Origin of the sequence: Sciscionella marina DSM 45152 (assembly GCF_000379465.1) — a bacterium.
In the GTDB taxonomy this organism is placed as follows: Bacteria; Actinomycetota; Actinomycetes; order Mycobacteriales; family Pseudonocardiaceae; genus Sciscionella; species Sciscionella marina.
The window spans coordinates 49,419-63,299 of sequence record NZ_KB905382.1; the positions used below are offsets into that span (position 1 = coordinate 49,419).

Below are 13,881 nucleotides of genomic sequence, written 5' to 3' on the forward strand. Positions count from 1 at the left end.
GTACTACGTCTTGGCTATGTACGTACCAGTCGTACCGTTTGCCGGTGGTAAGCGTTCAGTGCCGATATCGGTTTCCTGCTGGCCGGTGCCCTCCCAGTCGCGCAGCTGTTGCTGGCGTCGTTCGGTTTCTCTCGCCACCCACGCCTGCCCTTCGGCGGCGACGGATTCCATGGTGTGCAGTGCGCCGGTGATGCCGGAGCTGTCCAGTGCGAGCTTGGCGAGCTTCTCCGGGGGCTCTCGGTCGATATCGGCGAGGCCCCGGAAGTCTTCCGCGATCACCTCGATCTCTTCGCCGCTGGAGAGGGTGAGGTGGAACGCCCTTCTACCTAACTGAACCGGTTGTTCGCCTCGTGCGACCAGAGCGCCTTCCTGTTCAAGCCGTCGACCCACCTCGGTAACTCGTGCGGAGGTTACCGAGCTGTAGGCGAACGAGGTACGTTGTTCGTCGTAGGAGTACCCATTGAGAAAATCCAGCTTGGTCTCGACCTCGCGAACGCCCGATGCGGTGAGCAGGAAGACCATGACGATGTACCTCGAGTACCGTACGGGGCCTCCATCCCAGCGTCGTAGCGCACGGTCGTCACGCTGGGTCATGATCAGCTCGTTGAACAGTTCGCGACCAGCCAGACCACACCGCCGTAAAGCCTCGTACTTCAGATAACGTTTGTCCAGGTTGAGCCACTTTGCCATTTCATGGTCTTTCGGGCGGTCACTCAGCAGTTCGACCCGCTCCTCATAGCCGAGTGTTTCTTCGGTATGCAACTCATCGTTTTCGTCTTGTTCGTCGTGGTAGATCCATCGCCGGGAGAGGAAGTCGGCTATCGCGATACTGAGCAGAGAACCACTGACCCCGATGGAGGCCCCGGCGGCTAGGAACCACCAGCCGGAGAAAGCGATGCTGAGCGCACCGAGTGATCCGAGGGCGATGCCGGCGAACAGCCAGGCTGTGTCGGACGTCCGAGGAGCGAACCGTTCCTGGAAGTCGAAAAGGGTTCCCGATAACCATTGCGCTTTGACGCGTTTGGCATGCCACTCGATCAGCCAGCTCACCGACCACGGGTTCTTGAGGTTGGCGTTACCGTAAAGTTTGACGAACCGATTCTTTAAACTGTCACGCGCGCCACTGGTATCCGCATCCCAACGGCGAATTTCTTTGTCGCTGTAGTGGCCATCATGTTTGGAGTGAAAACGGCTATTGAAATAAAAGTGATGGTCACAGCGCTTATGGACTTTGCGGACGAAATCGGTACGAACCCAGTGTCCGGGCGACTTGAGTTCCAGTGGTTGGGTACGTTCGGCGAACCATCGTTGGTGCGTTGCGCGTCGCTTGCGACGGTAAGTTCGCTTTCCTTGCGCATAGGTGCCGATTATGCAACCACAGATGAAGATCGGAAGACCGGATGCGGCAAGGGTCAGGTTTCCCGCGTTGACTCCTGGGATCACCGAGGCGCATCCGGCGATGAGGATGACCATTCCCCAGCAGAGCTGCGGAATGGTCATTTCGTCGAGTGGTCCTCGTTGCGCTACGACGACTTTGGGGCGCACGGGGGGAGGTTCGAAGAACTTCCACGCTCGCCGCTCCCTGTCTGCGTTCATTCTGGCATCCGCCACCCATTTCGCTTGCTCTCGCTCCTGTCTATCCCCGCGTATACTACTGATTAGCGGGTCGAGGTACGCGTTGATCGTTTCCCTGTAGTCCGCGGGCAGCTGTTCGATCTTGCGGATGAATTCCGGTTCTTCTTCTTGGTTGTTGTTCCTTGCCTGTCGCAATACTTGAGGAACTATTTCCAGCAGTAAATCGAACACAGGTGCGGTCTGCGTTCCAAGCATTTCCCTTGGCAGCGTTTTCGCCTGGGCGAGTCGCTCATATGTTTCTTTGCCGAGCTCACTCGGGGTGCGGCCGCTCAGTATCGAAAGCACGTAGTCATACGGCAGGTCCGGTAGATGCCGATTGGACAGCGAGAGCTCATGAAGGATTTCCTCTGCCTCGCGCCAAACGCCCCTCTTCAGTAAGCTGCGTGCTCGCAACTGTGATTTTTCAGGTGTTTCTTGCTCGGGCTGATTGTAAATCAGCGTGTCGATGTGGCTGATCTGGGCGTCGACATGGGCGTTCCCGGTCGCTAAATTTCTATTAACCTCTGATTGCCAAGGGCTCTTGTGCCAGCCATCGCGACGTTCGCGTTCTGTCATGCGCGCTCACCCCGTGGCGGCTGGTCGGGGGCATTGCCGAACTGGATGGACTGGACGCCGCTTATCGTCCCTATTTGCTGGCCGACCTGGGCGTTTCCGCTGGCGATATTAGTGTTCTGCACGGCTTGTTGACGTGGCTCGCCGGTCTCCTGGCGACTTTCCGGTTTGTCATCGGGAAGAGCTGCGATCAGCTCGGCGGCGAAGGTTGCGGCATTATCCGCGGCGGCGGATTGGCTCCCCGTGGCGTCCACCCGCTCTTTGTTTCCATCGGCGTGGTCACTGATACCGCGGATCGTGGCCACGTGCACATCATGGTTGAGCTGACCGGCGGTGGCGATGCCCGCGCTTTCCATCTCGATGGCTACCGCGTCGTTGTAATTGTGCCGAAGCTGCTCACCGAGCGTCGAATCCTGAGAGTTCAGCACTACCTCGCCGGCAGCGATCGGGTCGAAATGCACCTGAAGTTCGCTGGCTTTCGCTGATCTCGCCAATAGCCTGGCCTCTTGTTCTAAGAGGTGTGAGGCTTCCCAGGCGCGCGGGCGCGCCAGGAAATCCTGATCTTGTTGTTTGCCACCATGGTATGCATAGATCCGCGTGCCGAACACGACATCGCCGAGCTCGAGCCATGGTCGTAGACCGCCCGCTACGCCAACGAAAAACATCGCGAAGGGTTGAAACTCCGCAATGGCGCGTTCAGCCAGTGAAGCTGCGGTGTTGTTGCCTTGCCCGATGCAGGCCACGGCCACATCGGTGCCCTCTAGGTGGCCGGTCTTGAACACGGTCCCGGCCTGATGGCGATGTACTCCGATATTGGATAGATGTGCGCACATTGCCTCGTGTTCCACCGGCAGTGCTGTCATAACAACGATCACGGCTACCCCTTTTGCTGCCGTCGGTTCGGTGTCTGTAAATGAAGCTAGCGATCGATACCCGTTCTCGTCAAGTTGACGATAATAGCTCGGATGGCGATACTGAGGGACGTTAGGCTGAGTGTGTGAAGACTCGAGCGTCACGCAGTGTGCAGGCGAGCGACGGAGGCTGGACCATTCCCGAGGTCGCGGTCACGGTCGATCTCGCCGTGTTGACCGTTCGTTCCGGTGCGTTGCAGATCATGTTGATACGCCGTGGAGTCCAGCCGTTTCGTGGCAAATATGCGCTGCCCGGGGGGTTTCTGGCTTCGACAATGGAAGACACGGACACGGCGGCGGCGCGAGAGTTGGCCGAGGAGACCGGTCTGGATCCGAGCGATCTACATCTCGAGCAGCTCCGTACCTATGGCAGCCCGTATCGCGATCCGCGGCAACGTGTGATCACTATTTGCTATCTCGCATTCGTGCCACATCTGCCCAGTCCTACTGCTGGCGGGGATGCCCTCCATGCAGTGTGGTCGCCGGTGCAGCCGATCCTGGATGGCGACGTGCGGCTCGCCTTCGATCACGATCAGATCGTTGCCGATGCTGTGGAGCGTGCACGCAGCAAGCTGGAGTACACCACGCTCGGTGCGGCATTCTGTCCATCAGAGTTCACCGTGAGCGAGCTGCGCATGGTGTACGAAATCGTCTGGGGACAACGCCTGGATGCGCGCAATTTTCATCGCAAAGTCACCGGAAGCCCCGGATTTCTTGTACCGACCGGTGCCCGGTCACGGCAGAAGGGTGGCCGTCCCGCCGCCGTTTATCGTCGGGGGGCGGCCGAGCTGTTGCATCCCGCGATTCTGCGTGCCGGGAGCCGTCCAGTCGCCGGAACTACTCCGCACGACGATATGTCTACTTGAGGAACGATCGCCGAGCCGCGGTCAGCGGCGGCGCCTGCTGGTGCCGAACACGCTGCGGGTGATCTCCCGGCCGATGCTGCTCGCGGTCGAGCGCAGGAAGGACCGCACCGCGGGGTTCGCCATGGCCTGGGCGACGAGTCCCGGGTCCTCCTTCTCGGATTTCCCGGCCGGTTTCTCGCCGTCGGCTGGTTTTTCGTTGTCCCCGGCCGGTTTTTCCTGTCCGGCGGGGGAGTCCGATTCCGCCGGCGTTTCCTCGTCCTGGAGCTTCTCGTAGGCGGATTCGCTGTCGACGGTCTCGGCGTATTTCGCGGACAGTGGGCTGGCGTTGGCGGCCTCGGTGACGGCTGCGGCCCCGATACTGCCCATCAGGGAGCGTGGGGCGCGCAGTTTGGTCCAGGCGACCGGAGTCGGCGCGCCGGTCTCGGAGAGCACGGTGACGATGGCCTCCCCGGTGCCGAGCGAGGTCAGTGCCCGTTCGATGTCGTAGACCTCGGAGACGGGATAGGTTTTCGCGGTCTGGCGCAAGGCCTTCTGGTCGTCCGGGGTGAACGCGCGGATGACGTGCTGGACGCGGGCGCCGAGCTGGGAGAGCACGGTGTTGGGGATGTCGGTGGGCAGCTGGGTGCAGAACAGGACGCCCACTCCCTTGGAGCGGATGAGTTTCACGGTCTGCTCGACCTGTTCGAGGAAGGCTTTGGAGGCGTCGGCGAAGACCAGGTGTGCCTCGTCGAGGATGAACACCAGCTCGGGTTTCTCGATGTCGCCGACCTCGGGCAGTTCGTGGAACAGCTCGGCGAGCAGCCACATCAGGAAAGTGGAGAACAGCGCGGGTTTCCCGGCGAGCTCGTCGAGTTCGAGCAGCGAGATGACTCCCTGTGCGCCCTCGCGCCGGATGAGGTCGGCGATCTCGATCTCCGGCTCGCCGAAGAAGGTGTCCGCTCCCTGGGCCTCCAGGTTGACCAGGGCGCGCAGGATGACACCCGCGGTCGCGGTGGACACTCCGCCGATGCCCTTGAGGTCGGCCTTGCCCTCATCGGAGAGCAGGTGCTGGATCACCGCGCGCAGGTCTTTGGTGTCCAGCAGTTCGAGCCCTTTCGAGTCGGCCCAGTGGAAGATCAGGCCGAGGGTGGACTCCTGGGTGTCGTTGAGCCCGAGCACCTTGGACAGCAGCACCGGGCCGAAGCTGGTGATGGTGGCGCGCACCGGAACGGCTTTGCCGCCCGCGCCGAGCGAGAGGAACTGTACTGGGAACCCGGCCGCGGACCAGTCATCGCCGACCTGGCGGGCCCGCTCCTCGATCTTCTCGCCCGGTTCGCCGGGTTTCGCGAGCCCGGAAAGGTCACCTTTGACGTCCGCCATCACCACCGGAACCCCGGCCGCGGAGAGCTGTTCGGCGAGCAGTTGCAGTGTCTTCGTCTTGCCGCTCCCGGTGGCCCCGGCGACGAGCCCGTGCCGGTTCAGCATCGCGAGCGGGACCCGGACCTGTTGCCCGGTCGCGACCTCCCCGTCGATCTGCACGGCCCCGAGTTCGAGGGCGGCACCCTCGAACCGGTACCCGTCCGCGATGGCCCTGGCGGTGTCCTCGCTCATCATGCACTCCTCGTGTGGCTGCACCGGACAGACCGTGACAACCTACATTGAGGCGCTGAACAGGGCAAACGCGGAGAGCGGATCAGCCGAGGATCAGTGGCAGCCGGGTGCCGACCGCCCCGAGCCCGTCCCGCTCCGCCGCACTCGGTGCTCGCCGTCCGGTGCCGATGAGCAGGGCGTCCGTATCCGGGAAGGAGGCGGGGAACGCGGCACCGGCGAGCTGCTCCAGCATCTCCCGGGATCGGGCGAGGCCGTCCGCGGGTGGTGGTGTGCTCTCCGGCAGGTGCGCGATCAGGTCGAGGTGGTGCAGCGTCGACTCCAGCACGTAGGCGGTGAGGTAGTCGCCCGCGGTGAGCACCTGGCCCTTGGTGCCGACTCGCAGGTCCGGATCGGCGAGCCCGGCGGCACGGCGCGCGGCGGAACCGACATCGTCGAGGTGGAATTTCAGCAGCCCGGGCTGTTCGTAGGCCGCGGCCAGCCGGACGATCAGCGCGTCGAGCGGATCATCCCCGGTCGGCGGGGATTCGGCCAGCTCCCAGTAGCTCAGTGCGTCCCTCGTCGGTTCCGTCTCGGCGGGCGTGGCCAGGGTGATCAGCACATCCTGGGCATCGATGACCAGGTGGCACACCAGATCACGCACGAGCCAGCCGGTGCAGCCCGATGGCCGGGTGAAGTCCTCGTCGCGGAGTTCGGCGACCGCGGCGCACAGCGCCGACCAGGAGCGGGCGAAGGGTTCCACACCGGCAAACTAGCAGCGGGCGAGCGCGGCGGCGAAGGAGTTTCCAGGGCTCGAGCGCGACGGTGTCCGCGCCGCGGCCGGGCTCGCCGGGCAGGCGGCCCATCCGCTTCCGGTGCCGCGGCGCGAGCGAACGGTCCGGTATCCGCGGCCCGGTCCGGGAGCTCGCAGCACAGGGGCGGCCTTCCCTGGCTGAGCAGGACTTGCTGCCGGGCGGTGGTACCGGGATCGAGCCCGGTGGTCCGCGCGATCCGGTTCCAGGTGGCGCGCGGATTCACCGGGAGCACGTGCAGGATCGCTTCTGGCATTCCGGCCGCGCTCAGGGAAATTCCTCGCCCCTCCGCCATCCCGCATCGACCGGTCCCGCATCATCGAATCGCCATCGAAGGTGTGACCGAGGAAAGGGTGCGTGGATGAGTCTGTCCGGAATCGCCGAGGACGCCCGCGAACTGTCCGGGGAACTGGCCCGGTTGCGGCATCGGCTGCATCGCAGTCCGGAGACGGGACTGAACCTGCCGCGCACCCAGGAAGCGGTGCTCGCGGAGCTGGACGGGCTGCCGCTGGAGATCCGCACCGGGGAGGCGCTGTCCTCGGTGGTCGGCGTGCTTCGCGGCGCGGGGAAGGGCCCGGCCGTGCTGCTGCGCGGGGACATGGACGCCCTCCCGATCGCCGAGCGCAGCGGGGTGGAGTTCGCCGCGACGGGCGGTTCCATGCACGCCTGCGGGCACGATCTGCACACCACGATGCTCGTGGGCGCGGCCCGGCTGCTCGCCGACCGCCGCGCGGAACTCGACGGCGATGTGGTGTTCATGTTCCAACCGGGCGAGGAAGGCCATGACGGCGCGCGCCACATGATCAGCGAGGGTGTGCTGGAGGCGAGCGGTTCCCGCCCGGTCGCCGCCTACGGGCTGCACGTGATGGCCTCGGTGGTGCCGCACGGCGTGTTCACCACCCGGCCCGGACCGATGATGGCCGCCTCGGACACCGTCACCGTCACGGTCACCGGGGCGGGCGGGCACGGTTCGGCACCGCACCGCGGACTGGACCCCATTCCGGCTGCCTGCACTATGGTGGGCGAGCTGCAGACGATGGTGACCCGCCGGTTCGACGTGTTCGATCCCGTCGTGGTGACGGTGGGGTCCTTCCACGCGGGCACCCAGCACAACATCATTCCCGAGCAGGTCCGCTTCGAGGCCACCGTGCGCTCGCTCTCGGCCGAATCGCACGCCAGGGTCAAGGACGCCTTCGTGACCGTGTGCGAGGGGGTTGCGGGCGCGCACGGGCTCGCCGTGGACATCGACTACCGGCGGCTCTACCCGGTCACCGAGAACAACGCCGAGGAGGCCGGGTTCGCCGCCGATACGGTGCGCGAGCTGCACGGGGAGCAGAGCGTCGAACCGGCACGGAATCCGTTCACTTGTTCCGAGGACTTCTCCCGGGTGCTGCACAGCGTTCCCGGCGCCTTCCTCGCGCTCGGTGCCTGTCCGGAAGGTGCCGATCCGGCGAGCATGCCGAACAACCACTCGGCGCAGGCCCTGTTCGCCGACGAGGTGCTGGATCGGGGCGCGGCCGCCTATGCCGGGCTCGCCCACCGCAGGCTCGCCGCAGCCGGGTAGCTCACGCGGCGTGCCTGCAGGTGGGGCAGGTGCAGTCGGCGCAGGCGCAGTTGACGCAGGCGCAGTCCCCCGCGCAGTTGCCGCACTGGCAGTGCGCGTGATTGCAGGTCGGGCACTGGCAGTCCGTGCAGTTGCACACGGCGCAGGAATCCGTGCAGTGCGGGCACTGGCAGGCCACGCATTCGTCGTAGTGCATGCCGTCGGTTTCCTGATGCTCCCGGTGCACGTGCCCGTCGTGCAGGTAGTCCACGTGGTCGTGATGGATCACCGCTTCATGGCCGCACCGGGGGCCATGGGTGTGCGCGTGCCGTTCCGCCGGTTGATGTGCTGTGTTCGCTGTCATGGCCATTCATGATGATATGCGCATTCCTGAACGCAAGTCGGCCGCGAGGTTTCACCCGGCAGAGTGACCCCGGCGGTCACGCCTCGATGCTGAGCAGGGCCTCGGTTGCCTCGAGCTCCCGGTCCCGGAACGGTGTTCCCCACAGGGCGGCGTTCACCGGGCCGGTTCTTTCGGTGCCTGCCGCAAGGCCGCGAGGTCCACCTCGATGCGCTGGTCGTTCATCGTGGCCGCCCAGTGGCCGAGGCCCAGCAGCCACCATTCGCCGACCGTCACCTCGTAGAAGCGGCGGTGCCCTTCCCCGTGGTATTCGGAAAGCGGCCGCTGCCACGGCGCGCGGACCTGTTCGTCGGGGAACTTGCGGGTGTAGAAGTAATCCGCGTGTTCGGTCAGTTCTGTCGGGAATGCCGCTGCGAATACCACAGGAACCGCAACGGTTCCCGCGGCGGCACGATGCTCACGGTGCTCGCCCAGGGCTTTTCCGGGCCGAGCGTGACCGATTGGCCGGAAACCATCGTGCCTCCAGTAGGTTGCCGAGTTCCCCGGCGTGCAATCGACCCTTGCCGAATGCGTTCCGAAGATTTCAGCTCCCGAATGATGCAGTCAATGCCCGAGGCCGCTGCCCTGCTCTCCGTGGTCGCGGTATTCGCTTCATCGGTTTTCATAGCTGAATTCCCAACGCGCCTGACCTCGAACCAGCTCATTTTGTGCCGCGTGATCCGGGGTGATGTTTCGATCCGGATCTGCCAACTCGATCGCCGGTTTCCGGAACATTCCCCCGGGAGGAAACTGCCGCGCCGGACAGTGAAAGGAAAACAGCTCAGGCCGCGAAGTACTGGCTCGGTGCGACACCGAGGGTTTTACGGAACATGGCGGTGAACGCGCTGGGGCTGTGGTAGCCGAGCAGGCTCGCGGTCATCCCGATCGTGTTCCCGCCGGCCAGCAGCTGCACGGCGGTGAGCAGCCGCGCCTGCTGGCGCCAGCGGCCGAGGCTCCACCCGGTCTCGGCGCGGAACCGCCTGGCGAGGGTCCGCTCGCTCAGGTGCGCGATCCGCGCCGATTCGGCGAAGGTCCACTCCTGCTGGGGTTCGGCCATGATCCGGGTGCACAGCCGGGCGAGGCCGGGATTGTGCGGCATCGGCAGGTGTAGCGGAAGCACGGGAGCGGGCACGAGCTCGTCGAGCAGCAGGGAGACCACTTTCCCGTCCCGGCCGCTCTCCTCGTATTCGGTCGGCATCCTGGTGCACGCGATGATGAGTTCGCGGGCCAGCGGGGAGACCGAGATCACCATGCACCGGGTCGGTGGGGCGGCCTGCGCGCTCGGCTCGATGTACAGGGTGCGCATCGGCACCGGTCCGCAGGTCCGGGTGGCGTGTTCCACTCCGGCGGGCACCCACACCGCGCGCTGTGGCGGCACCACCCAGGTCCCCTCGGTGCTGATCACGGTGATGGCCCCGCTCGCGCCGTAGATGAGCTGGTCCCTGCGGTGCGCGTGCGGTGGGATGTAGTGCCGGTCGGGCAGATCCCGCGCCATGCCACCGACCGGGCGGGGGATGTCCTGGTAGTCGTCCCGGTCCTCGCTCTTCCCGTACATTTTGGCAGCTTCCCGACGATAGTTGGCTCGGATGCGGCCCTCGGCCAGTTCGGTTCCTCGTAGGTTTATAGACAGATCGGCGATGACTCGCAACAACCAAGGAGAATGGCTGACCGCATGAACGACCGGGCTTGGCTGGACGCGCAATACAATGTCCGCGCGGGGATCGATGACTATCTCTCGGTATTTTCCCGTTTCTCGCGGATGAGTGCCCCGGTGCGGGCCCGCAGGGACGCGGTGCTGGAGGTGTTCTACGGGGACAACGCGCTGCAGTCGGTGGATGTGTTCCCCGCGCGGGAATCGACCGGGGCGGACCCGGTGCTGGTGTTCCTGCACGGCGGGTACTGGCAGTCGCTGGACAAGTCCATGTTCGCGTTCCTCGCCCAGTCCTACATCGAGCGCGGGGTCTGCTTCGCCGCGGTGAACTACCGGCTCGCCCCCGCGGTCGGAATGGACGAGATCGTGGCGGATGTCCGGGACGCCATCGGCCTGGTGCACGACAAGACCGCCGATTTCGGTGCCGACCCGAACCGGCTCTATGTCGCCGGCCATTCCGCGGGCGGGCACCTTACCGCGCGGATGCTGGCCACCCCGTGGGCGGAGCTCGGCAGGCCGGCGGACCTGATCAAGGGCGGCTGCGCGATCAGCGGGCTCTACGACCTGGACCCGATCCAGCGCTGCTACCTCAACGATGTGGTCGGGATGGACGAGACGGTGGCCGAGCGGCACAGCCCGGTGCACGCCGAGCCCGCGGTCCCGACCCCGCTGATCCTCTCGGTCGGTGGGGACGAGTCCGCCGAATTCCACCGTCAGCAGCGCGAATTCGCCGCCGCCTGGCGCGGCCGTGGGCACGACTGCCGGGTCGTCGACCAGCCGGACGGGCACCATTTTCGTGCCGTGGAACGACTTTCCGAACAGGGCGACCCGCTGTTCGAAGCTATGCTCGGCATGGTGCGCGATGAATGACGGCCAGGTTCGACTTGCCCGGATGTACCGCTATCCGGTCAAGGGACTGCACGGCCAGCGGCTGACCGGGGCCGAGACGACGGTGGGCGAGGGACTGCCGTACGACCGGCGGTGGGCGATCGCCACCGGAGCGGAGCCGGTCCCCGAAGGCGGTGCGTGGGTCCCACGCACCGCCTTCCTGCATCTGGCCAAGAACGCGGAGCTGACCCGTTTCGGCTCCGCGGTGCGGGACGGTGAACTGGCGCTGCACGGACCGGAGGGAACCGCCTCCGCCGAAGAGGCGCCCGCGCGCTGGTTCGGCAGCCCGGTGGAGCTCGTGGAGGCCGCGAAGGCGTACTGGGATCAGCAGGACGCCACCCTCTCGCTGATCAATCTGGAGACCGTTGCCGGGATCGGCGAACTGGCCCAAGCGCCGCTGGATCCGTTGCGATTCCGGGGCAATCTGTATCTCTGCGGGCTGCCCGCCTGGTGGGAACTGGGCCTGATCGGGCGGCGGCTGCGGATCGGCGAGGTCGAACTGGAGGTGCTGCGCCCGATCGCGCGCTGCCGGGCGACTTCGGTCAATCCGGAGACCGGGGAGGACGACGTGAACCTGCCCGCGCTGCTCGGCGCCCGGCACGGGCACATCTTCTGCGGGGTGTACGCCAGGGTGTGCCGAGCGGGCACGCTGCGCGAGGGGGCCACCGTGCTGGAGACCGGTGCCGCGGCGGCCGCGCTGCGTTCCGGGGCCGCCGCACCGTCCGCCCCGGAACTGCCGAGGTGGCCGCGCCCGGCCGAACTGGTGTGCAGGAATGCCGAAAGTGATGCGGTGACCAGCTTCTGGCTCCGTGATCCACTGTGGACACTCGGCCTCGAACCGAGCCCCGGCCAGCATCTGCGGGTGCATCTGCACGACGCGGAAGGCCCGTTGTGGCGCTCCTACACGATTTCCGGGGCCCGCGAAGGGCAGCTCCGGATCAGCGTCAAACGCGAATCGGACGGCCGGGGTTCGCGGCTGCTGCACGATACGCTGCGGACCGGCTCGGATGTGCTGATCTCCGGGCCGTTCGGGGAGCCCGCGCTGCCGGAACCGGTGACCCACCCGGTCGTGCTGGCCAGCGCGGGCATCGGGATCACGCCGATGCTGCCGATCCTGGCCGGGCTCGCCCGGATCGGGTTCACCGGTCCGGTGCTGTTCTGCCACACCGCGCGCGACGGCAGCCAGCTCGCCCTGTGGCAGGAGGCGGAACGGCTCGCCGAACGGCTGCCCGGCGCGCGGCTGCGGCTGTACCTGACCAGACCCGGCCTGGACGAGTGCGCGGCGCTCGGTGCCACGGCCGGCCGGCCCGCGGTCGCCGCGCTGGCCGCCGAGCAGCTGTCGCTGCCGGACGCGGTGGCTCACCTCTGCGGCCCGGTAGAGTTCCAGAAGGAGTGCGGAATCGAACTGCGGGATGCGGGACTCGCCGCGGATCGCCTGCATTACGAGGTGTTCCAGTCTCCGCGGATGACCGTCGGGCAGCGCAGTCCGGCGCCGCGCCCCGGCCCGTTCCGGGTCCGGTTCGGCGCGAGCGGGGTGGAGGAACAGTGGGATCCGGAAAGCGGCAGCCTGCTCGATCTCGCCGACCGGGCCGGGTTGCGGCTGCGGTCGGGCTGCCGGGAAGGTGCCTGCCAGAGCTGCGTGCAACAGGTCAGCTCGGGTGCTACCGCATACACGCTGGAACCGGTGCTGCAGCCGAGCGGGGATGCGGTGTTGCTGTGCTGTGCGGTTCCCACGAGCGACCTCACGATCGATGCCTGAGCGCGAGCGGGGCGGGCACTTCCGTGCTCGTGCTGGTGGCACCGGTGCGCAGCAACATCGCGGCGCCCGCCCCGATCAGTGCGCACAGCACCAGATAGCCGGCGATCGCGAGCCCGGAGCCGGTCCAGCCGTAGAGCGCGGTCGCGATGATCGGCGCGGGCCCGCCCGAGATGATCGAGGCGAGCTGGGAACCGAGCGCGGTACCGCTGTAGCGCACCTCGGGCGGGAAACTCTCCGCGATCAGCGCCGCCTGCGGGCCGTACTGGATGTCGTGCAGCACAAGCGAAACGGTGACCGCGACCGCGATGAGCGCGGTGGTTCCGGTATCCAGAAGGGGAAAGTAGGCCAGGCTCCACACCGCGGTGAGCAGTGCGCCGGCGACATAGACGCGTTTGCGGCGCCAGCGATCGGAGAGGTGCCCGAACAGCGGAATCGTCACCAGGGAGAGCATCGAGGCGAACAGCACGATGTCCAGCACGAGATTTTCCGGTAGCCCGAGGAAGTTCTTCCCATAGGTGATGACGAAAGTCGTGAATATGTAGAACGGCGCCATTTCGGATGTGCGGGTGAGCGCGGCGAGCAGCACCTGACGCCAGTGCCCGCGTAGCAGTACCAACAGCGGATTCGCGGTGCTCTTCGGCGCTTCGGCCCGCGGTTCCTCGACCTTGGCCCGGACGTACAGGGTCGCCCCGATCAGTACCGCGCTCGCGATGAACGGAATCCGCCAGGACCATTCGGCGAACCGGTCCGAGCCGGTCACCCCGAGGGTGGCGATGATCGCGAGATTGGCCAGGATCAGGCCCAGCGGGGAACCGACCTGCGCCCAGGAGGCGAAGAATCCGCGCCGCTTGGCCTGTCCCGTTTCCATGGAGACCAGCACCGCGCCCGCCCACTGCCCGCCGAGCCCGATGCCCTGCACCACGCGGAGCACGAGGAGGATGATCGCGCCCGCGAGTCCCGCGGTCTCGTAGCCGGGAACAAGGGCGACGGCGAAGGTGGGAATTCCCATGCAGAGCGTGCTGGAGATGAGCGCGGTGCGGCGGCTGAACCGGTCGCCGAAATGGCCGAACAGCATCGCGCCCACGGGCCGGGCGATGAATCCGACGGCGAAGATCGCGAAGGACTGCAGTGTGCCGGATGTGGCGCTGGAGGCCGGAAAGAAGACGTGTCCGAAGACCAGTCCGGAGACCAGGCCGTAAAGATAGTAGTCGTACCACTCGATCGCGGTGGTCAGAACGCTGGTGGCGGTAGCGCGCCGATTCCTGCGCGCTTGGTCCGGGGAGTTCGGCACATCATCT

12 protein-coding genes are annotated in these 13,881 nt (G+C 66.1%); 4 read left to right on the forward strand and 8 right to left on the reverse strand.

Features of this window, described 5'->3' with window-relative positions:
- Positions 1-3: 3 nt before the first annotated feature.
- Complete coding sequence (locus tag A37U_RS51375) at positions 4-2,190, reverse strand: hypothetical protein (RefSeq protein ID WP_157182742.1); 2,187 nt, start codon at positions 2,188-2,190, stop codon at positions 4-6.
- The gene (locus A37U_RS43095) at positions 2,187-3,050 is read right to left on the reverse strand and encodes a 5'-methylthioadenosine/S-adenosylhomocysteine nucleosidase family protein (RefSeq protein WP_240437544.1); all 864 of its coding nucleotides are present in this window, start codon (positions 3,048-3,050) and stop codon (positions 2,187-2,189) included. The genes A37U_RS51375 and A37U_RS43095 overlap by 4 nt, the downstream gene beginning before the upstream one ends.
- A gap of 158 nt (positions 3,051-3,208) precedes the next feature.
- Between A37U_RS43095 and A37U_RS0110575 the strand changes: the two genes are divergently transcribed.
- Complete coding sequence (locus A37U_RS0110575) at positions 3,209-3,964, forward strand: NUDIX hydrolase (protein ID WP_020496612.1); 756 nt, start codon at positions 3,209-3,211, stop codon at positions 3,962-3,964.
- Positions 3,965-3,985: 21 nt separating this feature from the next.
- On the opposite strand, the gene A37U_RS0110580 is transcribed toward A37U_RS0110575, so the two are convergent.
- Entirely contained in the window at positions 3,986-5,557 is a 1,572-nt protein-coding gene (locus A37U_RS0110580) for a helicase HerA-like domain-containing protein (protein ID WP_026197078.1), read from the reverse strand.
- A gap of 79 nt (positions 5,558-5,636) precedes the next feature.
- Positions 5,637-6,293: a maleylpyruvate isomerase N-terminal domain-containing protein gene (locus A37U_RS0110585; protein WP_020496614.1), complete on the reverse strand. Its 657-nt coding sequence runs from the start codon at positions 6,291-6,293 to the stop codon at positions 5,637-5,639.
- A gap of 410 nt (positions 6,294-6,703) precedes the next feature.
- Between A37U_RS0110585 and A37U_RS0110590 the strand changes: the two genes are divergently transcribed.
- Positions 6,704-7,906, forward strand: a complete 1,203-nt coding sequence (locus A37U_RS0110590; protein WP_020496615.1) for a M20 metallopeptidase family protein — start codon at positions 6,704-6,706, stop codon at positions 7,904-7,906.
- A 1-nt stretch (position 7,907) separates the two neighbouring features.
- On the opposite strand, the gene A37U_RS0110595 is transcribed toward A37U_RS0110590, so the two are convergent.
- The 3 genes from A37U_RS0110595 to A37U_RS0110610 all read right to left on the reverse strand — a co-directional run bounded on the left by A37U_RS0110595 (position 7,908) and on the right by A37U_RS0110610 (position 9,840).
- Positions 7,908-8,249, reverse strand: coding sequence for a hypothetical protein (locus A37U_RS0110595; protein ID WP_026197079.1), 342 nt, complete (start codon positions 8,247-8,249; stop codon positions 7,908-7,910).
- Positions 8,250-8,402: 153 nt separating this feature from the next.
- Positions 8,403-8,669: a hypothetical protein gene (locus A37U_RS0110605; RefSeq protein ID WP_020496617.1), complete on the reverse strand. Its 267-nt coding sequence runs from the start codon at positions 8,667-8,669 to the stop codon at positions 8,403-8,405.
- Positions 8,670-9,066: 397 nt separating this feature from the next.
- Complete coding sequence (locus A37U_RS0110610) at positions 9,067-9,840, reverse strand: AraC family transcriptional regulator (RefSeq protein WP_020496618.1); 774 nt, start codon at positions 9,838-9,840, stop codon at positions 9,067-9,069.
- Between the two features lie 117 nt (positions 9,841-9,957).
- On the opposite strand from A37U_RS0110610, the gene A37U_RS0110615 reads away from it, so the two are divergent.
- Both A37U_RS0110615 and A37U_RS0110620 read left to right on the forward strand, forming a co-directional pair.
- Complete coding sequence (locus A37U_RS0110615; protein ID WP_020496619.1) at positions 9,958-10,806, forward strand: alpha/beta hydrolase; 849 nt, start codon at positions 9,958-9,960, stop codon at positions 10,804-10,806.
- A complete protein-coding gene (locus A37U_RS0110620) occupies positions 10,799-12,583 on the forward strand; it encodes an MOSC domain-containing protein (RefSeq protein WP_083933370.1) in 1,785 nt (594 codons plus the stop codon). The genes A37U_RS0110615 and A37U_RS0110620 overlap by 8 nt, the downstream gene beginning before the upstream one ends.
- On the opposite strand, the gene A37U_RS0110625 is transcribed toward A37U_RS0110620, so the two are convergent.
- Positions 12,567-13,874 carry an MFS transporter gene (locus A37U_RS0110625; protein WP_020496621.1) on the reverse strand — a complete coding sequence of 436 codons (1,308 nt, stop codon included), beginning with the start codon at positions 13,872-13,874 and terminating at the stop codon, positions 12,567-12,569. The two genes, A37U_RS0110620 and A37U_RS0110625, sit on opposite strands and share 17 nt — an antisense overlap.
- Between the last annotated feature and the right edge of the window lie 7 nt (positions 13,875-13,881).